The 23,864-nt window shown below is 57.2% G+C and carries 22 protein-coding genes; 6 read left to right on the top strand and 16 right to left on the bottom strand.

What is annotated here, in order from left to right; translation table 11 throughout:
* The coding region (locus K1558_RS29480) for a hypothetical protein (RefSeq protein ID WP_238655548.1) at positions 1 to 202 on the top strand (202 nt) is incomplete at its 5' end.
* A gap of 67 nt (positions 203 to 269) precedes the next feature.
* The gene (locus K1558_RS29475; RefSeq protein WP_238655547.1) at positions 270 to 395 is read left to right on the top strand and encodes a DUF4023 family protein; all 126 of its coding nucleotides are present in this window, start codon (positions 270 to 272) and stop codon (positions 393 to 395) included.
* 86 nt (positions 396 to 481) lie between these two features.
* On the opposite strand, the gene K1558_RS29470 is transcribed toward K1558_RS29475, so the two are convergent.
* Both K1558_RS29470 and K1558_RS29465 read right to left on the bottom strand, forming a co-directional pair.
* Entirely contained in the window at positions 482 to 1,198 is a 717-nt protein-coding gene (locus K1558_RS29470; protein ID WP_238655546.1) for a copper amine oxidase N-terminal domain-containing protein, read from the bottom strand.
* A gap of 125 nt (positions 1,199 to 1,323) precedes the next feature.
* The gene (locus tag K1558_RS29465; RefSeq protein ID WP_238655545.1) at positions 1,324 to 1,863 is read right to left on the bottom strand and encodes a GNAT family N-acetyltransferase; all 540 of its coding nucleotides are present in this window, start codon (positions 1,861 to 1,863) and stop codon (positions 1,324 to 1,326) included.
* A gap of 240 nt (positions 1,864 to 2,103) precedes the next feature.
* Here K1558_RS29465 and K1558_RS29460 point away from each other — a divergent pair, with 240 nt between their 5' ends.
* Positions 2,104 to 3,642 carry an acetate--CoA ligase gene (locus tag K1558_RS29460; protein ID WP_238655552.1) on the top strand — a complete coding sequence of 513 codons (1,539 nt, stop codon included), beginning with the start codon at positions 2,104 to 2,106 and terminating at the stop codon, positions 3,640 to 3,642.
* A 320-nt stretch (positions 3,643 to 3,962) separates the two neighbouring features.
* Here K1558_RS29460 and K1558_RS29455 read toward each other — a convergent pair whose 3' ends face one another.
* Together K1558_RS29455 and K1558_RS29450 are read right to left on the bottom strand one after the other, a co-directional pair.
* A complete protein-coding gene (locus tag K1558_RS29455) occupies positions 3,963 to 4,535 on the bottom strand; it encodes an SMI1/KNR4 family protein (protein ID WP_238655544.1) in 573 nt (190 codons plus the stop codon).
* A 76-nt stretch (positions 4,536 to 4,611) separates the two neighbouring features.
* Complete coding sequence (locus tag K1558_RS29450) at positions 4,612 to 5,052, bottom strand: HEAT repeat domain-containing protein (RefSeq protein ID WP_238655543.1); 441 nt, start codon at positions 5,050 to 5,052, stop codon at positions 4,612 to 4,614.
* A gap of 179 nt (positions 5,053 to 5,231) precedes the next feature.
* Between K1558_RS29450 and K1558_RS29445 the strand changes: the two genes are divergently transcribed.
* Positions 5,232 to 6,152, top strand: coding sequence for an NADP-dependent oxidoreductase (locus K1558_RS29445; RefSeq protein WP_238655542.1), 921 nt, complete (start codon positions 5,232 to 5,234; stop codon positions 6,150 to 6,152).
* Positions 6,153 to 6,225: 73 nt separating this feature from the next.
* Here the strand turns inward: K1558_RS29445 and K1558_RS29440 are convergent, their stop codons facing one another.
* From K1558_RS29440 to K1558_RS29415, 6 genes are all read right to left on the bottom strand, one after another.
* The gene (locus K1558_RS29440; RefSeq protein WP_238655541.1) at positions 6,226 to 7,548 is read right to left on the bottom strand and encodes an ABC transporter substrate-binding protein; all 1,323 of its coding nucleotides are present in this window, start codon (positions 7,546 to 7,548) and stop codon (positions 6,226 to 6,228) included.
* Positions 7,549 to 7,711: 163 nt separating this feature from the next.
* Entirely contained in the window at positions 7,712 to 8,482 is a 771-nt protein-coding gene (locus tag K1558_RS29435; protein WP_238655540.1) for a response regulator transcription factor, read from the bottom strand.
* Positions 8,475 to 10,280 carry a sensor histidine kinase gene (locus tag K1558_RS29430; protein WP_238655539.1) on the bottom strand — a complete coding sequence of 602 codons (1,806 nt, stop codon included), beginning with the start codon at positions 10,278 to 10,280 and terminating at the stop codon, positions 8,475 to 8,477. The genes K1558_RS29435 and K1558_RS29430 overlap by 8 nt, the downstream gene beginning before the upstream one ends.
* Before the next feature lie 140 nt (positions 10,281 to 10,420).
* Positions 10,421 to 12,757, bottom strand: a complete 2,337-nt coding sequence (locus K1558_RS29425) for an FAD-dependent oxidoreductase (RefSeq protein WP_238655538.1) — start codon at positions 12,755 to 12,757, stop codon at positions 10,421 to 10,423.
* A 36-nt stretch (positions 12,758 to 12,793) separates the two neighbouring features.
* Positions 12,794 to 13,669, bottom strand: a complete 876-nt coding sequence (locus tag K1558_RS29420) for a carbohydrate ABC transporter permease (protein ID WP_420800480.1) — start codon at positions 13,667 to 13,669, stop codon at positions 12,794 to 12,796.
* Between the two features lie 22 nt (positions 13,670 to 13,691).
* Positions 13,692 to 14,585 carry a carbohydrate ABC transporter permease gene (locus tag K1558_RS29415; RefSeq protein ID WP_238655537.1) on the bottom strand — a complete coding sequence of 298 codons (894 nt, stop codon included), beginning with the start codon at positions 14,583 to 14,585 and terminating at the stop codon, positions 13,692 to 13,694.
* 243 nt (positions 14,586 to 14,828) lie between these two features.
* Here K1558_RS29415 and K1558_RS29410 point away from each other — a divergent pair, with 243 nt between their 5' ends.
* Positions 14,829 to 16,163, top strand: coding sequence for a hypothetical protein (locus tag K1558_RS29410; RefSeq protein WP_238655536.1), 1,335 nt, complete (start codon positions 14,829 to 14,831; stop codon positions 16,161 to 16,163).
* 107 nt (positions 16,164 to 16,270) lie between these two features.
* On the top strand, positions 16,271 to 17,467 hold the full coding sequence (locus K1558_RS29405; protein ID WP_238655535.1) for a nucleotidyltransferase domain-containing protein: 1,197 nt from the start codon (positions 16,271 to 16,273) through the stop codon (positions 17,465 to 17,467).
* A 565-nt stretch (positions 17,468 to 18,032) separates the two neighbouring features.
* Here K1558_RS29405 and K1558_RS29400 read toward each other — a convergent pair.
* The 6 genes from K1558_RS29400 to K1558_RS29375 form a co-directional block, all read right to left on the bottom strand.
* Positions 18,033 to 19,832: an ABC transporter ATP-binding protein gene (locus K1558_RS29400; RefSeq protein ID WP_238655534.1), complete on the bottom strand. Its 1,800-nt coding sequence runs from the start codon at positions 19,830 to 19,832 to the stop codon at positions 18,033 to 18,035.
* A 13-nt stretch (positions 19,833 to 19,845) separates the two neighbouring features.
* Positions 19,846 to 20,274: a lasso peptide biosynthesis B2 protein gene (locus K1558_RS29395; protein WP_238655533.1), complete on the bottom strand. Its 429-nt coding sequence runs from the start codon at positions 20,272 to 20,274 to the stop codon at positions 19,846 to 19,848.
* A gap of 26 nt (positions 20,275 to 20,300) precedes the next feature.
* Positions 20,301 to 20,606 carry a lasso peptide biosynthesis PqqD family chaperone gene (locus K1558_RS29390; RefSeq protein WP_238655532.1) on the bottom strand — a complete coding sequence of 102 codons (306 nt, stop codon included), beginning with the start codon at positions 20,604 to 20,606 and terminating at the stop codon, positions 20,301 to 20,303.
* Positions 20,603 to 21,541, bottom strand: coding sequence for a phosphoenolpyruvate carboxykinase (ATP) (locus K1558_RS29385; RefSeq protein WP_238655531.1), 939 nt, complete (start codon positions 21,539 to 21,541; stop codon positions 20,603 to 20,605). Before K1558_RS29385 ends, K1558_RS29390 begins: the two co-directional genes overlap by 4 nt.
* A gap of 121 nt (positions 21,542 to 21,662) precedes the next feature.
* On the bottom strand, positions 21,663 to 21,788 hold the full coding sequence (locus tag K1558_RS29380; RefSeq protein ID WP_238655530.1) for a paeninodin family lasso peptide: 126 nt from the start codon (positions 21,786 to 21,788) through the stop codon (positions 21,663 to 21,665).
* Positions 21,789 to 21,817: 29 nt separating this feature from the next.
* A complete protein-coding gene (locus K1558_RS29375; RefSeq protein WP_238655529.1) occupies positions 21,818 to 23,743 on the bottom strand; it encodes an asparagine synthase-related protein in 1,926 nt (641 codons plus the stop codon).
* Positions 23,744 to 23,864 lie beyond the last annotated feature (121 nt).

Raw genomic sequence — 23,864 nt, 5'->3', positions numbered from 1 at the left:
AAGATCAAGCTCGTTGTCGGCGGCGATGTTCTCGTCACCAGCAACTCTTATAATATATCACATCCAGGCGATCAATGCAAGCTCTTTTTTTCAATCTCTTTTCGAACCAAGCGTTGATGTTTCGCGGCCAGAAATAGAATATACCATGGACGAATATGAGTTGCAAGCATTTTTTTGCTCTCTATTTCTTGATGTGCATTAGGGTCGAGTGAATTGGACAGAGTAAGGGCAAGAACATCCATAACACACCATTAAACAGGAGGCTTGCGATGAACACGCATGAATTCGTAGAGAAATTCCAGGAGAACCAGCGGAAAGCGCAGAAGAACAGAAACCGGGGCAAAGGAACACCGGGTGCACGACTGGCAAACAAACAGCATAGCAGCAACAAATAGAGCATTAATCAGTCCATCGGATACACGCATTCACCGCACAACAATAGAAGGGATGTCCGCGGGGACATCCCTTTTGCCTGGAAATTTTATTTACTCAGCTTCTCAACACCTACAGCTACCTTCTCGATTTGTGCTTTGCTTAGCGACTTGTCCGGAGAGCTGATGGTCACAAACCGGTCTGCCAGCTTAAAGGTCAGCATCGGGATATCTGAAGGCGTATACCATTTCGCTTCCGTTCCGTTAGAGAGCTTCACAGTCGTGCCGTCATAATCATAAGAGTAATCACGCGGCGACACGTTCACACGCATCTTTGTAAACAGGAAGCTTACGCCGTCATCTCCGCCCGCAACCTTCTGGAAGGCGTCTCCGCTGGTCATCTGGGTTGGAGCATACGCCGTCTCGAAGCCCTGGAAGTTCGCGAATGCCTTAGTAATCTGCTCTTTCTGCGCTGCGCTGTATTGTACTGCCGTCAGCTTCACTGCTGAACCGTTATCCGGTGCCGGTGTTGCCGAACCGCTGCCCAGAATAACTTCATTAGTAGAAGGATTGAACGTGACCGGTACCTTCAGTGCATCGGCCATCGCCCGCACCGGAAGGTACGTTGTATCCTTATAAGTGATAGGCGCTAAAGTTTTGCCGTTGTTATCCACTGGCTTGTAGGCCGCTCCGTTTACTTTGAAGCCGATGCTGTGGTTCAGATAAGCGCTGATTCTCTCCATATTGGTCCCTGCATATACACCTGCTGCGCCGGTAACAGTCATTCCGAATACCATAGTGGCTATGATCATTTTTTTGCTTTTCATTGAATATCGTCTCCCTTGTGTATGTTGTTGGTTGGTGTGTTCCTTGCTATATCTGTATTAAACCATTAACTTGTTTCCAACTTGTATCCGGATTGTAAAGAAGTAATTCAAGCTATAACCGGCCGCTAGACTCTGCTCCGCGCATCCACCCCATACACCTCTGTGTACAAAAGCTCCCTGAACCGCTCGAACTGTTCCACTGTAACCGGCTCAGGATAGGTCATGATATGCAGCGGCAGATCGGCCTGTCCGGCACGCAGCGGCGGCTGCACATATTCATAGGGATTCAGGTAAAAGCCCAGCCGCTCGTAAAATCCGATGCGCCGCTGCTCCAGCTCACCATCCGGCGGCTCTACCTCAAGCAGCACCGGCTTGTCCGACCGGGCCAAGAAGCCGCTCATCAATTCCCTCCCTATGCCCCCGCTCCGTACCTCAGGATTGACGGCAATATGTTCAACAAACCGCAGTTCTGGTAATTCCCATGCCGCCAAAAAAGCCAGTATCTGCCCTTCCTCATTCCTGCGGGTGTACAGGTGGTAATAAGGATGATTCAGCAAAGCCTGCTGGCCGCTGCGGGTCCTGATCTCACTTACCGGAAAAGAAGCTTCCATAATCGCGAATATCTCATTAAATTCTGTCTCATTAATGATCGGTTGTTCTTTCATGGTCCCTGCCTGCTTTCTGCCGCTTCATTATATGAAGGGCTGTAATTAATAATGTACCCGGAATGCCTCAAGAATAACTGTCACAGAACATTCTCCGGTAGCCTTCGGGCAATTAGCATCTGGTACTAGGAGAACATGCTATACTGTAGGTAACCGAAACAACATCACGTTCATATAGGAGAGGTTCATTTGGATTATCAACGCTGGATTGCACCTGAATACTACAATCTCACTTCGGAGATGGAGCGCCATCCTGAAGACAAGATTGCTCTTAAATGGCTCCACGAGAGCGGAAGTCTGGAGACCATCACCTACGGGGCAATGATGGCCCAGGCGAACCGCCTGGCCGGCGGGCTGAATAAGCTTGGCCTGAAGCAAGGGGACCGGGTTCTGGTTATGGTTCCCCGCCGGATTATCGCATACGCCATATATCTCGCTTGCCTGAAGCTGGGGCTGGCTGTGATTCCTTCTTCAGAGATGCTGCGGGCCAAGGATCTGTCCTACCGGCTGCGCCATTCCGAAGCCCGGGCAGTGATCGTCTGGTCCGAAGCCACCGGCGAAGTCAACAAGATCGCCGAAGATCTGCCTGCGCTGGATTACCGTCTGTCGGTCTCCGCCGGAGAAGGGGAGCCCGAAGCGGGCTGGCTGGATCTTGAGGGACTGATGGAAGGACAGGCCGATGCCTTCCCTGCCGTTGCCAGCCGCCGGGACGATATTGCCATTCTCGCTTATACCTCCGGCACAACCGGCAATCCGAAGGCTGTCGTGCACACACATGGCTGGGGCTATGCTCATCTGCGGATCACCTCCTCGCTCTGGTTCGACATCCGCGAATCGGATACGATCTGGGCCACTGCCGCACCAGGCTGGCAGAAGTGGATCTGGAGTCCGTTCCTGACAGTACTCGGCAACGGGGCGACCGGCTTCGTCTATAACGGCCCCTTCCATCCGGAGCGCTATCTGCAGCTGCTGCAGGACGAGCAGATTCAGGTGCTGTGCTGCACACCGACCGAATACCGCCTGATGGCCAAGACGGAAGGGCTGGCGCAATTCGACCTGTCGCATCTGCGCTGTGCGGTATCCGCCGGGGAACCGCTCAACCAGGAGGTTATTCATACCTTCCAGCAGCACTTCAATCTTACTATCCGCGACGGATACGGACAAACCGAGAGCACGCTGATCATTGCCGCGCTGAAGGATGAACCGATCCGCATCGGCTCGATGGGCAAGTCGATTGCGCCGGGCATTGTAGAAGTTATCGATGAGGAGGGTCAGCCGCTGCCGGCTGGAGTGGTCGGGGACATCGCTGTGCATCTGAGTATGCCGGCCCTGTTCCAGCAGTACTACAAGGACCCTGAGCGCAAGGCGAACAGCTCGCATGGAGAGTACTTCGTCACCGGCGACCGGGCGCGCAAGGATGAGGACGGCTACTTCTGGTTCGAGGGCCGCGGCGATGACATCATCATCAGCTCAGGCTACACGATCGGGCCGTTCGAGGTGGAAGAGGCGCTGATGAAGCATACGCTGGTGAAGGAGTGCGCGGTGGTGGCCAGCCCTGATGAGATCCGCGGATCGGTCGTCAAGGCGTTCATTGTACTGAAGGACGGCCACACCGGCTCATCCGAGCTGACCCAGGAGCTGCAATCCCACGTGAAGGAACAGACCGCCCCTTACAAGTACCCGCGCAAGATTGAATACATTACAGATCTTCCGAAGACAACCTCCGGCAAAATCCGCAGAGTCGAGCTGCGCGAGCAGGAGAAGAAGGCTGCGGAATAAAAAATTATGTATGTGAAAAACAGCATACATTTGCTGGCGCGCAGGCATGTAGCCCGAATGTATGCGGAAAACAGTATACATTTGCTGACGCGCAGGCATGTAGCCCGAATGTATGTGAAAAACAGCATACATTTGCTGGCGCGCAGGCATATAGGCCTGAATGTATGCGAAAAACAGTATACATTTGCTGACGCGCAGGCATGTAGCCCGAATGTATGCGGAAAACAGCATACATTTTGCTGGCGCGCAGCATAAGGAGCTATCCCAAGTAGCCGTTTCATGGCTTCTGGGACAGCTCCTTTTCAGCATTGTACCTCTGTTCACTCGGACCAATAAGCCGCCCCGGGGTTCAGCGCCGCGCCCACTTCGCCTTCCATCACCAGATCGCAGTCCAGGTAGCCCTCTTCGTCCAGGAAATAAACCTCCTGCTTATAGAACTCGCACAGGGTTCCCAGGAAGGTATCCGGTGAATCGTACATCACCACCAGATCGCCGTAATCATGCAGCAGATCGCAGATCCGCTCCGTGCCGTCCTCCGACCTGTGGTAGCAGATATAGTCGCTGCCATAGTTGGTCAGCAGAGGCAGAACAACTCCGCCGCCGGTATAGCCCTTCTCCTGGAGTATGCCGGTCAGCACCTCCAGTTCCTTGCCGTATTCGCTGATATGAATCAGCCGGTACCCCGGAATGAATTCTACCAGACTGGGATCCTCTTCACCGCCGCCCGTTCCAAGCACAGTATCGTAGACCGCCTGCAGCAATCCGGGTACTTCCGGTATCCACGCTGCAAGCACTGCACTGCCTTCGGCCGGGGCCTTCCCCAGGCTCGCAGGATACCCGGGACGCAGTTGAGCCGAACGCTTAAGGAATTCATCAAATTTAACAGTAAGCATCTCCTCATCCTCCATCACAAAAATATAGCGGAGCGATCAGGAACTCTCCCTCTCTCTCCGCCTGCTGTTCTTCTATTTATTTGGCGTCAGACATCCACAGCTTCCGCAGCCATGGATCGAATTGCTCGCCCTTCTCGCCTTCATAAGCATCGTAGACGTCGATCCGCATCTTCTTGAGCTTCTCTTTGAACTCTTCATAGGAATGGTCTCTGGGAAGACTCTTCTTGATCCGCAGAACAATCTTGGAGATTCCTCTGAACAGCTCAGCCTTGTTCTTGGACGGAACCTTGACCTCTTCGCCAAAGGCAACAAGCTTGTGGTAGGCAGCTTCTTGAACGGTATATACAGGATCGCTGTTCATCAGGCGCGTAAGAATATCAATAATCTGTTTGTGGTTATAGCGGCCCAGCTCCTCGACGGCTGCAAGGCGGGCTTTCCAGTCTGCGGAGCGGCCGGCGGCTTTCTTCAGTTCCTCATAGTTCTCCGGCAGCTCATGGACGATTTCTTCATTATTCAAGCTGTACAATCCCCTTCTTGGTTCAATCTGGTATAGTGCAATTCTACAGTACTGTACTCTCTGATTTCAATCTTTTGTGCGAATATTCGGGAAAGACCGGGAATTTTGACTTCATCCGGCGGCATGAGTATAGTATGAACCAAACAGCAGGCATGCAGTACAAGGAGGTCAGCCACAAGATGAGAGCCCTATTCCCTGAATCGTCCGGCGGAACCTGGAGCTTCACAGAGTTGAACGCACGGCGGCCCGTTCCCGGCGCGCATGAAGTCCTCATCCGGCTGCACGCCGCCTCGCTTCATCCGGCGTCCCGGCAGTCCGGGAACAGCCAGTTGCCCACAGCAGTGGCCGGAACGATCGCAGACACGGGGCCGGCAGCCACCCGCTTCCGTCCCGGTGACGAAGTGTTCGGTCTGATCATTAACAGGGCAGGCGGAGGCTACGCAGAATATGCACTGGCCCGGGAGACAGAGCTTGCGCTCAAGCCCCGGGAGCTGGGCTATGAAGCGGCGGCGGTTACCGCAGCCGCCGGGCTGACGGCCTGGCAGGCGCTGGCCGCAGCCCGGGTCTCCGGCCGGGACCGCGTGCTGGTGCATGACGGCACGGGAGGAACCGGCTGCTTCGCCGTGCAGCTCGCCAAGCTGCGGGGCGCAACCGTGATTGCGACGATCCGCAGCGATGCTGATCTCGACGCCGCCTGGGGCCTGGGAGCAGACCAGGCCATTAACAGCAGTGAACAGGACTTCGCTGCCATCCTGGGCCAGAGTATCGATGCGGTCATCGAGACGACAAGCGGCCGCGTGCCGGACAGCAGCTACGCGGTGCTCGCTCCCGGCGGCAGGCTGGTCTCCACGGCCGGACCGCCTGATGCCGTCCGGGCTGCCCGGCTCGGCATCCAGGCCGCCTGCATCATCCCGGCGGCCGATGCTCTCCAGCTGTCCGAGCTGGCCCGGCTGATTGCTGCGCGGAAGCTGATGGCACCGCCCGGCCCGGTCTTCCCGCTCAGCGGAGAAGGGCTGCGCAGTGCTTATGAGCTTCAGGCAAGCGGGAAGGCTAGAGGCAATATTGCCATCACAATCAGCCAACAGGAACCGGAATTATAATCAGCGAAATCCCCGTACGGCCAGGAATTGCGGTTCTCCTGACGGTACGGGGATTTTAATGATACTCTATGGGTTATTTGCTTCTGGCAATGAGTTCGTTGTGGCGCTTGACGATGCTCTGGAAGGTCTCATCCAGCGTCTTATCCTTCAGGAAATAATGCTCCATCTCCTCCATACGCAGGTCATTCAGCTGAATCGGCACCGTGTTGATATACGTATCCTGGCCGCCGAACAGCACTCTTTCCAGCGACTCCAGATCATACAGCTCTTCAAAGCCTGCTACGAGCTTGGCCTGTGTCTGGGAGTTATCGATCTTCGCCGAAGCAGGAATGCGGCCGCCCTTGGTCAGGTAGGCTACACCTTCATCTGCATACCATTGCAGGAACTTCCACGCCTCCTCCTTGTAAGCCGAATTCGGATTGATCGCAACGACATCGCTCAGCCCGCCTTCCAGGCGGAAGTCCTCTCTCGCTCCATCCGGGCGCGGAATGGTGGCAAAGGCAATTTTGAAATCACGCGGGTAGTCGGTCAGATTGTTCGCATTTCGGAAAATAAAGTTGCCGGAGCCCAGCATGGCCGCTTCCCCTTTCAGAAACGAAGCATCGACCTGAAGCTTGGTGGCAATCTGCTCGCCGTAGGCGGGCATGCTTTTATCCTCATGCATCATCTTGTACCAGCTCTCAAGCGAGCCGCGCGTCACCGGGCTGTCCAGGTTGGACTTCCCGTCCTTGACGAATTCATTCTGCAGCTCGCCGTCCATGCCGAAGGGGAACATATTGGTGCCCTGAACATAGCCGTAGGTTGAATCCTTGCTGAGCACTTTGGCATATTCGGCCAGGTCCGATTGGGTCCAGTTGTTATCCGGCAGCTCCAGCCCGGCAGCATCCAGCTTATTCTTGTTCAGCCAGACAAAAGACTTCGAGGAGACCGTCGGAAGGCCATAGTAGCTGCCGTCGAACTGCCAAGCCTTGGCCTGCTCGCCCATCGCCGCTTCAATATCATACCCGCCCAGCTCGCTGAGGTTCTGCGCACCGCCGGACTGCACTCTTTTCTCCAGCTGGAACTTGGCGTAGTTGGTATACAGATCAATATTCTCTCCGGCCACAAGCGCCGTATCCAGCTTCAGATTGCCGCTGTCATCATTGACATAACGGACGTATTCCACCTGCACCCCGGGATTCGCCGCATTCCAGGCCTTCACCATGTCCAGCGGTCCCGCTTCCTCGGGAACCCCGCCCCAGAATTTCAGCGTAATAGTCTTGCCGTTCTGTCCCCCGGAATTAGTGCCTTCAGCCGCTCCAGCCGGTGTGCCGGATCCGTCCTTGCTGCTGCAACCGCTTGCAATGATCAGCAGGGCGGTCAGGCCTGCAAGCCATCCGTATCTTGCGTTCTTCATCTATTGTCAACCCCCTTGGCTATTGTCCGCAAGTCCGCTGCTGTGCAGCATCCTCTGCTTGCCTATAATGATATCAGCCCCCGCTCCGCTGCCCCATGAACGCTATTGTGATCTAATGATACAGATTTGGGAAAAGCGGCAGCTCCGCTTGAAGCTTGCGTCTTTAGGAGCGGCGGAAATCGCTCGGGGTTTTGCCCGTCCAGCGCTTGAACACCTTGTTGAAATAGTTATCGTTCGAGAACCCGCACGCACAGGAGATGGCCGAGACCGGCAGGCGGGTATGGAGCAGCTGATGTACAGCCGCTTCAATTCTGACCTTTTGCGTGAAGTTGGTGAGGGTAAGACCGGTCTTCTTCCTGAACAGGTTGCTGACATAGGTCTGCTCCATGTTGACCAGCCGGGCCAGCTCGCCAAGGGTGTGCTCCTGCGCATAGTATTCAGATATATGTTCAATAATGCGGTCCACCTGCGGATGTCCGGTCTTCCCCCCGGCAGGTCCGGCTTCAGCAAGCAGCGCAGTGTCTCCAAGGGTACTGAGCTTCCGCCATTTGTCCCGCTGCTCCAGACCCGCCCGCGCCCGCTCCAGCAGAGCAATCAGCCGCTCCGGCCGCAGAGAGAGCTTCAGCACGTAGCCGATCGCACCAAGCTCCAGTGCCTGCTGGGCATAATCGAACTCTGACATGCAGGTCAGCATGATGAACGGGCATTCCCAGCCGGCTTCGCGGCTGCGGCGCAGCAGCTCAATCCCGTCCAGCACGGGCATAACAATATCGGTAATCACGATGTCGGGAGGGCTATGCTTCATAGCTTCCATAGCCTCCGCCCCGTTCGCATACTCGCCTTCGATGACAAAACCGTATTTCTCCCAGGCAATGAGATGCTTCACCATATCCCGGGCGAACACTTCATCTTCTACCAGGTAGACACTATACATGGCCTGATTCTCCTTTGGCATAAGGTTCGGATATTAGCAGCGGAGTGCGGATCTCCACGATCGTCCGGCATTCTTCCACGCTGCGGGTGAGCGTTAAGGAGGCCTGCCCCCGGTACAGCAGCTCCAGCCGCTCCCGGATATTGCTCAGCCCGATTCCTTTGCGGCTCCGGCGGACAGCGGCCTTGGCAGCGGCTTGCCGGGCGGCTTCGGGGCCGGCCCCGTTATCCATCACGAGTATGACCAGTTCCTTCCCGCTGGCTTGAATATCCACAGTGATCTGCCCGCCGGATACACTGTCTGCGAAGCCGTGTATAATGGCGTTCTCAACCAGCGGCTGCAGCGTGAACTTAGGGACCAGGGCATAATACAGCGAAGGATCGTATTCCACTTCCAAGTGATATCGGCTCGCGAAGCGGATATTCTGGATATGCATGTAAGCCTCCATGAACCCCAGCTCCTGCCCCAGCGGAATGAGATCCAGCTCCGTATTGAGGCTGGTCTCCAGCAGCAGCCCGAGCGAGACACAGATGTCGAAGGTGGTGCTGTCTTTATTTTTGAGCGCCTGGCTCTTGATCATATTCAGCGTATTCAGCAGGAAATGCGGGTCCATCTGGGAGACAAGGATCTGGAAGCGGACCGATTCCTTCTGGCGCTCCTCTACTTTGAGCCGGTAGATCAGCGTACCGATATCCGCAATCATCCGGTTAAAGCTGGTCAGCAGCTGAAGGATCTCCCCCCGGTAGCCGGTGGTGGGGATCGTTACCCGCAGCTCCTGGTCCGCCGCCCGGCTCATCTGATCGCGCAGCTTGTGCAGCGGCTTGGTGACGTTGGAGGAGATCAGCAGCGTAGCGGCAATGAACACCAGTGTAAGCACTACGAGGGAGATGAGCGCCGTACGCTTAATAGCGTTGGTGCCGGCAAAGACCTGCTCCAGTGAGATTTTTTTGATCAGGGTCCACTTCAGGGAAGGCATGTAACTGGCCAGGTACAGCGCTTGCTCGCGTTCACTTGTCAGATCGGCCAGCTTCTCCGGGTGGAGGCGGAATTCCTCCTTGAACCTGCGGGCCAGCTCATCCGGGATCAGGGCATTCTCTTGGCTGCGGTAGATCAGTTCCCCACCGTCATCTAGTACGAGATAGGCTGCCTGGGGATCAGCCGTACCGGTCCACTGCTTCAGCCATTGCCGGTGGTCCATGCTGATCCTGACTGCGCCGTAAGGCTCAGACCCGCTATCCAGCAGCAGGGAATCAATCGTCAGCAGCTTGCTGCCGGAGGCAATCTCCTTGGAGACATAACTGTCCGTCACCTTCCAATAGTAGGGGGCCCGGGCATTCTGCTCCTGAAGCTGGCGATAGATATCGTTGTAGACCTGCCACCCGTCTATGGGCTTCCGCGAAGTGTAATTGTAGTAAGCATGTCCGGCCCGGTCCGTGACGGTCAGGAAGACGGATGGCGTGGACAGGAAGAACGAGTTCGCCAGAGAATCCAGATTGCGGTTAATCTCGCGCATCGCCGTGAAGGGCGCATGGGTCGAATCCGGGCTGAGATACTGCTCCAGCGAAGGATTCTGATTAATCAGAATGAGTGAACGGGTCATCAGGCCGGCAAGATCCAGCAGATCCTCCCGGAAGCTGCCCATCTCCCGCTTGTTCTGTTCCACCTGCTGCTGCTTCAGAATCTGCTCGATCTGCTGGAATCCGATCAGGCAGAGCAATGAGAACGGGATAATAACCAGCAGCAGACAGGCTGTGAAAATGCGGTATTTCAGGCCGCCCGGCCACCTTAATCTCTTGATCATCCTTCATCCCCCTTCAGCCTTATCGCCTGTTCCTGCCAAGTATAGCAGAGGATTCAATATTCAATAATTTGGATAGATATGAAGTATCTCTCTTCTCATACAGCCGAAAGACAGACCGCATAGCGGTCTGTCTGATTCGTTCAGTAACAGCGGATTTCGTATATGGCTGCTGACGCATCGCCATTCGTTCCGTGAACCACCACCCGCAGCCGATCCGTAGTGAAGCTGCCGGATGCCGGTGCTAACGTGACGGTATTGCGGCGCTGGTAGTTGTCCTTGACCCTGGCTGCCTCGGTCCAGCGGCCGTCCTGCCAGAGATGGATGCTGTAGTCTCTCACGCACTGCGGATCACGGTACAGCGGCGGATAGTTATGGTATTCGTGGAACAGATGCCCCGGAAAGCTGAGCTCCACCGCATGCACTCCCTGCGGCTGCTCCCAGCTCAGCTCCAGCCACTGCCCCAGCGGCTCCTGCGGATTGGAGCGCCACAGATTGGCTGAGCGGTACGGGCGGGTGACTCCGCTGGTTACCTGATGCGCAGCGTAGCAGTTCTGCGGCGGCTCCAGGCGGAAGCTGCGGTTCTCCTTGAGGCTGCGCATCTTGCCGCCGCCGATCTCGTAGGCCGAGGCATGGCCCGGGATGACCGTTCCCGCCTTGATCCAGGCCACTCCGCTGTGTGCCTGCAGATCCAGCCGCAGGTAGGAGAACGCCGGGAAGTCGCGGCCCGGCTCCAGCTCAAGCGGCACACTGATCCATAGCTTTTCGCCTTCCGGAACGATGAACTCCAGCTCTGCCACCGGCTCTCCCGGTTCTGTACGGTAATCCCAGATGCTCTCTACAGCGTACAGATATCCTTGAACCCGCTGCCCGGCACCGGACAGATTGCTGAGGCAGACCTCCAATTGCCGGACCGGACGGTCACCCACCGCGATCCATTGCCCGGTCCGCCGGTTCAGCCGGTCCCGGTCATACGGCTGCACAGGCGCTTCCGGCACCTGCGGCTTCGTCTCTGTCCAATCCACCAGATGCTCAGCCGTTCCCGCAGATGCCGGACCTACACCGTAGAGCAGCGCTTCACTGCTTGCGGTCACCGCAGCCAGCCGGGCCAAGTCGTGCGGATCTTCATTGATAACGTTCGGCAGGAAGCAGCCGTCCCGCAGCAGCTGCTGCTGAATATGCGGAACCCGGGTCGCCAGCAGCTCATCGGCACTTAGCTGCTCCGCCACCGCAATCGCCGCCGCTATGCCTGCGGCTTGCCCCATCAGCGCGGTTGTGCCCATGACACGCACTGTGCCCAGAGCGGCATGGGTGACACTGACGTTGCGGCCCGCCATCATCAGGTTATCTACATCCTTGGACATACATATACGCAGCGGGATGCCGTAAGGACCGCAATAGCTTTTGACAGCATAATCGGTGGTCTGGTCATAATGCTCGGCACTGCTGGGCTCACTGGTCGGTGCCAGCAGGCCGCCGGGGGTATGCAGGTCAAGGAACCAGCCGCCGAAGGCGATCTCATCCTCAAAAACAGTCCTTCCTGCAGGATCATGCTCAGTCATCAGATACTTCCCCATAATGCGCCGGCTCTCCCGCTTGCCCGGCACCTGGCCGATCCAGTCCAGTGCGTAGTTCGCGGCCAGCTCCCGGGTCTGCGGATCACGGTTCTTGATCCAGTCCCATACGCCCAGCGTATGACGGGTCAGCTCATGGCGGATGGTCTCCGCATCATGGATGGTATGCCAGGGCACCCCGATCTCCAGCCACCAGTATCCGCTGCGGATATCGTAGGGCTTGCGGCCCTGGTCATAGAAGAAGCTGGCATCCTCATAGCGGACCGCCCAGTCCGGCAGCACGAACGGAACGGGCCGCCCCATATCCTTCGCCTTGAAATGAATCGAATTGCCCATCACTTCCTGATTGGCCTGCTCCGGGGCGTGCGGCTCGCCGAATTCATCCTTGCCCTCGCTGCCCATCCGCCATTCACAGCCGGCCAGGTCAGCGAGCACACCGTCCCCTGTGCAGTCGATGAACTGCTTCGCTTCGATCAGGAGCTCCGTCTCTGCACCTGAAGTCCGGCACAGCACAGCACGCACCTTGCGCTCATGCTCCATCTGTACTTCCAGCAGTGCAGTATTCAAGTGAAAGATGAGGCCCGGCGTCTGTACCGCCATATCGTACATCGTCATATCCCATACGCTGTTGGTCCAGCCGTTCTCGGTAATCCATTCATGGTTGACGGCCCGCTCCTCAATGAGCAGCTCGGAGATAATACCGGTCTCCCGGGCATAGGCATGGAAGCAAGCCGCTCCATGCGGCGATACGCGGATCTCGGAGGAGGAATTGCCCCCGAACACCGGGCGGTCCTGGACAAGGCATACCTGTGCGCCCTGGCGTGCAGCAGCGACAGCGGCAGAGAACCCCGCCAGACCTCCTCCCACCACCACGATGTCATACTTTTCTGTAATCTGAACGTTCATGTCAGTACCTCCTCAGGCTTCATTTATTATTCTGTACTACCCCTTGACCGCCCCGCTGGCAATGCCTTGAATAATGAACTTCTGGCCGGCCAGGAAGACCACAATCATCGGAATCATAGCGGCTGTAGCCGCGGCCATCATCCCGTTGTAATCAACCGAATTCTCCAGCACGAAGTTCTGCAGCCCCAGCGGCACCGTATACAGATTCTTGTCCACCAGGAAGATCAGGGCATTCTCGTAATCATTCCAGTGCCAGGAGAAGTCGAGGATCGTCAGCGTTGCCAGCGGTGCCTTCGCCAGCGGCAGAATGACCCGGGTGAAGATGCGGAAATGCCCGGCGCCGTCGATGAAGGCAGCTTCACTGATCTCCTGGGGGACAGTAATGAAGAACTGGCGCAGCAGGAACACGCCGAAGATGGTGAATGCCCCCGGCAGAATCAGCGCCCAGTGGGTGTTGTAGATGCCCATCCAGTTGAACAGCACGAATCTCGGCACGAACAGAATCTGCGGCGGGATCATCATCATAGATAAATAGATCAGGAACAGCGGCTCCCGGCCGCGGAACTGAATCCGCGAGAAGCCGTAGGCGGCCAGAGCAGCAAACGTGACAGCGCCAAGGGTCGAGAGGATCGAGATTTTCAGGGAATTCATATACAGCAGCGCGAAGCTCCCCGTTCCTGTCCATACATTCACATGGTGCTTCCAGACCGGATGCTGCGGGATCCACTGAATCGGGAATTCGAACACTTCCAGCGGTGTTTTGAATGAGGTGGAGATCATCCAGAAGAAGGGCAGCAGCAGCAGCAGACCCATAGCGGTCATCACCAGCGTCAGCAGCCACTTCCACAGGCCCGGAGCACGCCTTGCCGGCTGCCGCCCCGCAGAGACTGAGGGGGTTATTGTTGTTTCCATAAGCGGCTCTCCTTGCTTTCTTTTAGTAATGAACCCAGCGGCGCTGTCCTGCCCAATTGGCAAGCATAATGAGCATGACCATGGCGAACAGCATCCAGGATACGGCGGAAGCGTAGCCCATTTCGTAGTAGCGGAAGGCGGTTTTGTAAATGTAAAGCGACAGCACATTGCTGCCTTCCCCCGGTCCTCCGGCGGTGGTCGCCTGAATGATGCCGAACGTCTTAATGGCCGAGATAAATCCTGTGATCAGCAGCAGGAAGGTGGTTGGCGACACCAGCGGCACGGTGATATAACGGATGGAATGCCACAGCCGTGCCCCGTCGATGGTCGCCGCCTCCAAGAGCTCCTTCGGCACCTCCTGAAGGCTGGAGAGATAGATAATCATGTTGTAGCCGACCATAATCCAGATCTGAATGATACATAACGCATAGATCGCCGTACTGCTCTCGGACAGCCAGCCCGGCGGATCAGCGATGCCAACCAGCCGGAGCGCTCCGTTAATGGGGCCGAGGCTGGGGTGGAAGAGCAGCATCCAGACGAAGGCGATGGCGACACCATTCATGATATAGGGCAGGAAGTACAGCGTGCGCAGCAGCTTGGTCCAGTAGACGCTTCTGTTCAGAATGTAGGCGATGGGAAAAGCCACAAGCAGCGATACCGGAACCGTCAGCAGAAAGATGAAGGTCTTCAGGACGGAGTTATGAAAAGAAGCATCTCCCGCCAGCCGTCTGAAGTTATCCAGCCCGACGAACTGGATATCCCCCTTGTTCATGAAGGAATAATCGGTAAACATCATGACCAGCGACATCAGGGCAGGCACCAGATAGAACAGTGTAATTCCCGCCATGCTGGGGGCGATAAACCAATAACCGGCCGGATGATGGTCGTGAATGCCGGTTCTTCTAAGCTTTTTCAAGCGATCCCTCCTTTGCAATATGTTCATGATGTAAGTCTAGCAAAGGGGGCAGGCTTGCAGAATGAACGCAATTGTGGCGTAGGGGTACGGATTTTGGAATTGGGGGGTCCTGGGCCTTCCCGCCCACCGGATGCATGTTTGCGGCAGGGGTTGTACCTGAAGAACCAAAACGGGCAGACGATCTTCTTTTTTTGGCAAAATTCGATTATCATTGTCCTCATTCCAAATTATAGGAGGTTTATTATGCAGAGGTTCAAAAAAGGTGTGGGCCGGTTATGCGTAGGTCTTATGCTAATCGGTGTAATATCTTACGGGGAGGGGCTGCAGGCGGCAGCCTTGCCGGTTCAGGAAGTGCAGGTGAGCGCCGCGGCTCCCGATGTCAGCTCCTCCATCACAGTGCTGGGCAGCCCGTTCAAGAAAGCGGCATATGCCCGCAACGTCTGGGATATGCAGCTCTTCGGCGGCAAAATCTATCTCGGCCACGGCAACAGCAGCAATTATGCGCCTTCGTCCAATGCAGGGCCGGTTCCCATCTATTACTGGGACCTGGCCCAGAACAAGTTCTCTGTTCAGGATGTGACCTACACCAATCCCTCCACGGGCAAGGTGACCACGAGCGTCTATGTCATGGATGAGCAGATCGATACCTTCAAGGTGTTGAACGGGGAGCTGTACATTCCCGGGCATGACTCCAGAGTTCCGGGCTGGGGTTACGGTAACTTTTACCGCCTGAACGGGGACCACTGGGACCAATATATGAATATTCCCGGCGGCATTCATGTCTATGATATGGCCTACTATCAGGGGAAGCTGTATGCTGCGCTGGGAGCCAGCGACGGCCCGCTGATCTACGTATCCTCCGACAGAGGAAATACCTGGACCCGGTTCGGCACCGTCTCCCAATACGGCATCATGCGCGCTTACACTCTGTTCGGACTGGGCGACACGCTCTATGCTTCCTCCGCCACGGCGGGCAAGACACAGGGGATTGCCAATGAAAAAGGCTACATGTCCTCCATCCGGCAGACCGGCAGCGGACTGGTCCAGACGAAGCTGACCTTCACCAGCAGCCAGCTTTTCCCCGGACTCAGCTTCGTGACGAAGCCTGGTGAAGTCAACGTTCCCGGCGTCAGCGGCCAGCCTTGGCTGAAGCTGCTGCGTACCACAGAGGTGAACGGACGGCTGCTGTATATTGCAGGCCAAATCTACAACGACCATCAATCCATCCCGCAGGGCCTGTTCTCCGCCGGAGCGGGCTTCCAGAACACTCGCAAGGAGCTGCTGCCGAATTCTTCAGTAATGCCTATAGATATTCTCGACCGCGGGGAGACGGTATACGCGCTTGGCTATGCCAAGGAGCCCTCCGGTCAGTATACGAATTATGTCTACCGTAAAAGCACCTCGGCCTTCACCACCGGCGGAGGGGGCTGGACTGAGGTCTTCCGCTTCAGCCGGGATACGTTCGCCCGTTCCTTCGAGGAATCCGGCGGCGACTTCTACTTCGGCCTGGGCAGCAATGCCGATGTGATTCCGGCCTCCACCGGCACAATTCTGAAGCTGAGCGCCGGGGCTTATTGAAGACCGGCAGGCCTTACCGGTCCTTCAATTGACAACATTCTGCGAACGATGGTACGCTCACTAATATTCTAGTAAATTGTTCAAAATCAGGTAAAGGGAGAGTCTCTATGACTAACCGGAATACCCTTGATCAGGGAAGCTTATCCAAGGAAGTACAACTTATTCTTGCACTGCTGAATTCCGGGAACCTGGATGAAACAGCACAACAGCAGCCAGAGCTGTTCACAGACCTGAACTGGGACTTGTTCGTAGAGCTTAACCGGCATCACCGCGTATATCCTTATCTCTATCCCAGACTCAGCCGGATGGAGATGCAGGCGGTTCCTGCCGAGGTGCTGGAGCGCCTGAAATGGGAGTACCGCCGGAATACGGTGCAGATGCTCCAGCTCAGCGGCGAGATGAGCAATATCGCCAGCCAGCTGGCTGAGCTGAACATCCGCTGCATTTTCCTCAAGGGGCCGGTGCTCGGTCAGGAGCTGTACGGCGATCTCTCGCAGCGGACCTCCCGTGACCTCGATTTCCTGGTGCCGATCGATCAGCTGGAGGATGCGGAAACCCTGCTGATCCGGCTCGGGTATGAGAAGGAAGACAAATTTGAGAGTCTGCTGGGGGACTGGAAATGGCGGGAGCACCATACCACATTCATCCATCCCGTCAGCAGAATCAATGTGGAGCTGCACTGGAGACTGGGCCCGGGACCGGCGAAGGAGCCGGGATTCGACGCGCTGTGGAGACAATCGCGGACAAGCCCCCACTTCGGCCAGAATGTCCATTACTTAGGGCCGGAGGATCTGTTCATGTTCCTGGCGGTCCACGGAGCCAGACATGCCTGGTCCCGGCTGAGATGGCTGCACGACATCAAGCTGCTGCTGCTGGGCAATCAGCCGCCTGATCCGGCGCTGCTGCTTCGCCTCCTGGAGCGCTACAGCCACAGCGCCGTGGCCGGCCAGACGCTCGTTCTGGCCGCTGAGCTGCTGGAGACGCCGGTAGACCCGGCGCTGGCACCGCTGATGGACAGCCCGAAGGCCCGCAGGCTGGCCCGGGAAGTTCTGTTCTACCTCCCGCGGATTGTGAACCTGAACACCCCGCCGCTGGAGCCGGAGGTCGAGCAGCATTTCAGCAGATACCTGCCGAGCATTCTGTCCCCCCGGAACCGGGTGCTCCGCTCCGCCAGCTTCCTGTATCCGTATGCGGCGGATGCCAAGACCCTGCCGCTGCCGAAGCCGCTGCATTTCCTGTATTTCCCGCTGCGGCCTGTGCTGTGGAGCTGGCGGAAGGTGACGGGTGTGGAGAAGGAGCTGTAGGCGGGGAGTTTCATTTAGGGTGCAGGTGACGCGCCCATACCAAAAAGGCAAGTGCTGCTCAAACGCAGCACTTGCCTTTTTACGGTTTTGGAGCTGGGTGGCGGTCAGCCAATGTAATCGGTTTTTCGATTACATTTGGCTCACGCACCCACGCAGCTCCGATTGTAATCGGTTTTTCGATTACATTTAGACCACACGCCCACACAGCTCCGATTGTAATCGGTTTTTCGATTACATTTGGACCACGCGCCGACGCAGCTCCGAATGTAATCGGTTTTTCGATTACATTTGGATCACGCGCCGACGCAGCTCCGATTGTAATCGGTTTTTCGATTACATTTGGACCACGCGCCCACACAGCTCCGAATGTAATCGGTTTTTCGATTACATTTAGACCACACGCCCACACAGCTCCGATTGTAATCGGTTTTTCGATTACATTTGGATCACGCGCCGACGCAGCTCCGAATGTAATCGGTTTTTAGCATACATTGGGCACACTCACCCACGCAGCTCCAAATCTGTTCGGTTTTTAGCATACATTTGGCCCGGCACCTCGCAGCTCTTATCCCGCTTCCTCCTGCCCCTTCAGCAGCCGGCTGAACATGCCGCCCTTCTCCGAGGCCAGGCCGCTGTACACGCCCTGCTGGATGACCCGGCCCTGGTCAATGACCAGGATCTGGTCTGCCCCCCGGATTGTGGACAGGCGGTGGGCGATGACGATGACCGTCACCGAGACCTTCAGCCGCTCCAGCGCCTCCTGAATCCGCTGCTCGTTCTCGGTGTCGAGCGCACTGGTCGCCTCATCGAGCACCAGGATCGACGGCTTGCGGATAATGGCGCGCGCCAGCACCAGGCGCTGCCGCTCGCCGCCGGACAGGCGGACGCCGCGGTCGCCCAGCAGCGTATCCAGCCCGTCCGGCAGCCTGCGGACGAAGTCCGCCGAGGACGCGAACTCCAGCGCCTCCCACAGCTCCGACTCTTCCGCATCCGGCTTGATCATCATCAGATTGTCCCGGATCGTTGCATTGTACAGGAACGGATCCTGCGCCACATAACCGATGGATCTGCGGTAGGCGAGCAGCCGCTCCCCGGTGATCGGCTCGCCGTCCGCCAGAATCTCTCCGCGCTCGGGCTGCATCAGACCCATGAGCAGGTCGACGAGCGTGCTTTTGCCCGCGCCGGAGCGTCCGACAATAGCCGTCATCTGCCGGGCTGGAATCCGCACATTCACCGCTTGCAGCGAGTACTCCGGTTCACTCGGCTGATACCGGAAATCCACATCCCTGGCCTCGAGGCCATGCTTAAGCTCCATCGGCTGCACAGGCGCTCCGCCATGATCCGGGCCATGCTCGGCAGCGGCCAGACATTCATCCTGCAGCTGCTGGAGCTGCCGGAACGAAGGCAAGACCGAGGCCAGCTGCTCCAGCAGCGACTGCAGCGTGGAGAAGGTCGGCCACAGCCGGGTGAAGACCAGAATGACGAGCAACAGGCTCGGGCCCTCCACGTGCATGAACCGGAATGACACGAAGATGAATACCGCAATCAGCAGTGTAGAGGAGAGCTTATATAAGAGCTGGGAGTTGGAACGCAATCGCGTGTAATCGAGCTGCTCCTGCTTGACCTCCCCGGTGAAGGCGTGCAGCCAGTCCAGCCGGGATTGCTCCAGATTATTGCTTTTGATATCCTTAATGCCGTTCAATTGGTCCGTGATTCCGCCCAGATACGTCTTACCCAGCTCGGTGCTGCGGCTGCCCAGCCGCTTGGCCTTGCGGATGAACCGGCGGGAGAAGACCGACAGCAGCGCAGCGCAGACAAGGACGGCAAGCGTCAGCTTGGGGGACAGCCAGAAGGCGAACCCGATCTGCACCAGAGTGAACAGCAGCGAGGTGAGGAATTGCAGGAAGCCGCTGATGCCCGCCAGGACTCTCGCCAGCTCCGTCGTCATCACATTGATGAGATCGGAAGTGCGTTTCCGCAGAAAAAAAGACCATTCGGACCGCAGCAATGCGCCATAGACCTCATACCGCAGCTGCCGGCCATAGGTCTGCTGAATCTCCACATTACGGATGGCTACGAACCGTGAGATCAGGTTCTGGCAGAGGATAATCAGCACGTAGCTGCCCAGTACCAGCAGCAGCGCTGTGGACTGCGGCAGCCCCTGGATGAAGCTGAGCCCCGGCAACCGTTCCGCTGCCGCTGCCGAGCCGCCCAGCTCAATCCCGGCCATGCCGAGCATCGGCACCAGCAGCAGAATTGCCGAGCTCTCCAGCAGGCCGCTGATCACCATGCCCAGCAGATTAAGATATAGCTTCACTCCGGACAGCCGCTGAAGCTGCCGGACATAATAGATGATCGCTTGCATGGACCCACCTCGATTATTCGGCTTGTAACACCTTGGCGAACTTCTCGACAACAACGAAGCCCTGCATCGCATCGTCCCCGGAGACATAGCTTGACCCGCTGCGCAGCCAGGCATGGGCAATCATCTGGCCCTGCTTGTCGCGCGCCACCCCCATATACAGGGTGCTCTCAATTCCCCGCTTCTCCAGCATCTTGAGGCCGGCCACCGCCCGGACCATACAGGTACTCTTCCACGGAGTGTACCGGCTGATCAGCCGGATGGCGGTCGTGATCTGCCGGATGCGGGGAAGATCCGCTTCACTTGAGACCTCAGGAGTCTCCAGGGATTTCACTCCTAGCTGCGGGGCCGTCCGGTTGAAGGGGAACAGCAATTGGATCCGGACCAGCAAAAGCCGCCATAACGCCTCAGGGATGAGCGCCAGTGCGGCTTTTTCATTTTTCAACAGCTGACGGAGACGCCGGAGCTTCTTCATGATCCGCTGACAACGGCAACCAGATCCTCATTCAGCAGATTCTGTACAAAATCAATGACATCCTGCTGCGCCAGCTCCGCCGGAACCTCGAAGGTCTCTTGCATGATCTCGGCAATCCGGCGGATGGACACCGGTGAAGCCAGCGCTTCCCAGATCGCACCGCCGACCTCGCCGAGATTGTAATACTTGCCGTTCTTCACATTCAGCATCACCTTCTCGCCGTCCATGTCGCTGGCGATATTGCCTTCCCGCTGAACCAGCACCGACTCCAGGGACAGCACTTCTGCCATATTCATACTCATCGGTTCATCTCCTCCACCTTCTGCTTAATGGTATCCATAATCAATTCTCGCTGCCTCGGCGCACTGAAGCCCTGCTCCGGGCGGGTCAGCCGGTACATCGGCAGCCGGTTCACGAATGAAGCCAGCAGGCCGAAATGCCATTCCCGCAGGCCCATGGGATCGACCAGCGCTTTCTGATAGGTATGGTTATATAGAATATGAAGCCGCTCCAATCCGTTAACCGGCTGAACCGTTACCTCATCCGTCCCGCCTACAGCCAGCTCAAAAATTCCGGCCAGCGGCAGCGGCTCACTCTGAAAGCGGTCATGCACCGGTACGGCGAACTTGGTCTCCCGCCGGAACAGCGGACGGTACGCAGACGAATTCATTCCCAAATAGTCCAGGCTCTGCTGCCATAGCTTCTGCTGCGGATACCCTGGAACAGCCAATGGATGTCCATTGTGCACCAATACGGGAATAACGTCGTCACTGACCATGAGATGGCCCTGATCCATCAGATAGGAGGCCAGCGTAGATTTGCCTGCACCGGAGCGCCCCACCAGCGCATAGGCCTTGTTATCCAGTACGAGCGAGCTTCCGTGAAGGGCGAGAATACCTTTTTGCATCAGCAGAACCCCCATACAGCTGCCCAGAATGAACAAGCGGATACTGTCCGGATCAGCCCCGGCTACAGGAGATACGGTGATGGTGCTGCCGTTCTGAATGGAGAAGACCGCCGTGTCCTTCACCGTGAACATCACTTCATCTCCGGCGACACCCAGATTCGCTGTGATCTTCGGAATGGTCTCCCAGCGCGCCGACAGGTCGCCCTGCACGACAGATACACTGCCTATCTGCCCGGGAAGGTCCGTCCGGGGAAGCTCCGGCAACGGGAATTCGCTGATAATCTGCAGGCCGAAGGCCTTGTACCCGAGACATTGTGCGGTGCCAGCCATACGGTTCACTCCATCTCTGTCAATTTCACCCGTTACCTGACGGATGATTGAATATAGGGATAGCCCTCATCCCCCTCCAGCAAGCTAAGAGGGATCAGGGCTGAGCGTTAATGCGGGAAGACTAGGAGTGACTAACGATCTCATCCGGATCGGCTTGGAAGGCATCGGCAATGGAAATCCCGGGGCCAGCCATAGTCATTTTCACATCCAGCACTTCCAATGTAGGCTTGCTGTATTCCTTTTTCATAGTTGTCACCCCCTTTCAAGCTCTGTCCTTCAGGTCACCCGCTTCAGGAAGCGGTAGAACACCAGTCCCCGGGTGAGAAGGCGGAAATCGGTATTAAAGATTAAAGCAGGTTCGGGCTCACTACCCAGCCGGTCCAAGCATCCGGCGAGCCCGGTATGATTCAGGTAAGATGATGTGAGCGGGTCCCGGAGCATCTCCTGAACCTCCTGAAGGAACTTCGGCCATTGGGGCAGCATCCGTGTAATTCCGTCCGCTCCCTGAATTCCGCGCCGCGTCTGGTTCAGCCTGACCGTATCCGGCAGCCGCCCCTTCATCGCCCGGCGGATCAGCGAGCGGTCCACTCCGTTCTGGACATACTGCTCTTCCGGCACGGACAGGCAGAAGTTGATGACACGCAGATCATTCGTAGGGTCACGATCCCATACCTTGTACTTCAGGGACAGCTTGGTCGCTGCGATCCCGTTCACATTCCACACATGCGGCTGCTGAAAATGTGCGCGGCGGATCTCATAGACCGTCCGGGTGGCAAGCATGGATTCCTGTTCGCTCAGCCGCTCCAGCACGCCTGTCCGCCGGGCAAATTCGGGATGAATCAGCTCCAGTGGAGCTTCCTGTCTCCCCCCGGCTAACTGGCCGAGGGCGGGAAAAGCCTTGCGGCCGGCAAGCTTCAGCATCCGCTTGCGGCTGACGCCCATGGTGCGGCTGTACAGCTTGTTCTCGCGGTAGAAGGAGAGCCAGCGCAATTCCCGCAGCAGCTTCGCCTGGTAATCCAGCGCCGGCCCCCAGGAGACGCTCCAGTTGCCGCGTTGTCCGCTAAGCAGCACGCCGACACCCTGCGAGTGCGCCTGCTCATAGATGCCTTTGAGCCAATAGGAGTTCTCGATGAACTTGTAGGGCATCTCCATGATCTCCAGCCATTCGTCAATCTCGCCGTATGAGCTGCGGTCCGGAAAGTTCAGGAAGCTCGGCTCAATGTTTCCAACATGGTCGATAATCTCCCGGATGTAAGGGCGTTCATCTGTAACCCGCTGGCCCAGCTTGAAGCCCGTGAAGTTGTCCAGCGGATAAGAGCTGAACGTATACAGAGGCTTGCCTGTCCGGCGCAGCTCCTCCGCCGCGAAGCTGACCACGGAGCCGGAGTCGAGTCCGCCGCTTAAGTTGGCCCCTGCCGCATGATGGGTGCGCAGCCGGTCTCTGACGGCCCGCCCGAACACTTCGCGCAGCGCTTCCTCGTACTCTCCGTTGCTGCGCAGCCTCAGCGGTTGCGGAATCTCAAAGGTGTAATATCTGGAGAATGAGACCCCCTTCTTGCTGACCGTCACCGAATGGGCCGGAGGCAATTGCTCTACGTCCTGGTGGACGGTGGAGAACAGATCTACCACATCCGTCCGTCCCTGGCTTGCCAGGAACTCCGAGATCCAGGCCTCATTCAGCCCCTGTCCGCCTTCCGTCAGGGTGAGCAAGGGATGCATCACGGTACAGAAGGCGAACTGCCTGCCCGTGCGGCGGAAGTACAACGTCCGGTTCCCCGAGAAATCCCGCGCTCCGAACAGCTGCTGCCGGGTATAGTCCCAGATCATGAAGGCGAAATCGCCGACCAGATGAACCGGGGCCTGCTCCCCCCACTTCTCGTAGGCCAGCAGAATCAGCAGGCTGTCGGGCATGGAGGCCCGGTCCTCACGGACCACCTGAAGTTGTCCAAAGAGCTCGCTGCGGTTATCTATAATGGCGTCAGCCACGATAGCCAGCCCGCGCAGCGGATCGGCATAGGGCATCACCTCGCCCACCGACTGCGGGGTAATCCACTGTGAGCGGCAGCCGAGAAACAACCCCTCCGTCTGCCAGCATCCGGTATCATCCGCCGGATAACGCTGCAGCTGCCGCATCAGGCGCGGACCCAGCTTCGGGTCCAGCGGCCCATGCTGCATGGAATAGATCCCGGCGATTGCGCTCATAGCCTAACCTCCAGCCCTGTGTGATACGTTACGGGTTCTTAATAGTGAACACTTCTTATTACCTAAGATAACGTTCCGCCCGGGAATTGTGAATAACACCCGAGAGTACTTTTAGGTATCC

Origin of the sequence: Paenibacillus piscarius (assembly GCF_022234545.1) — a bacterium.
In the GTDB taxonomy this organism is placed as follows: Bacteria; Bacillota; Bacilli; order Paenibacillales; family Paenibacillaceae; genus Paenibacillus_AQ; species Paenibacillus_AQ piscarius.
The sequence above is the reverse complement of the archived record's forward strand: the minus strand, read 5'-3'. Positions and strand labels throughout refer to the sequence as shown.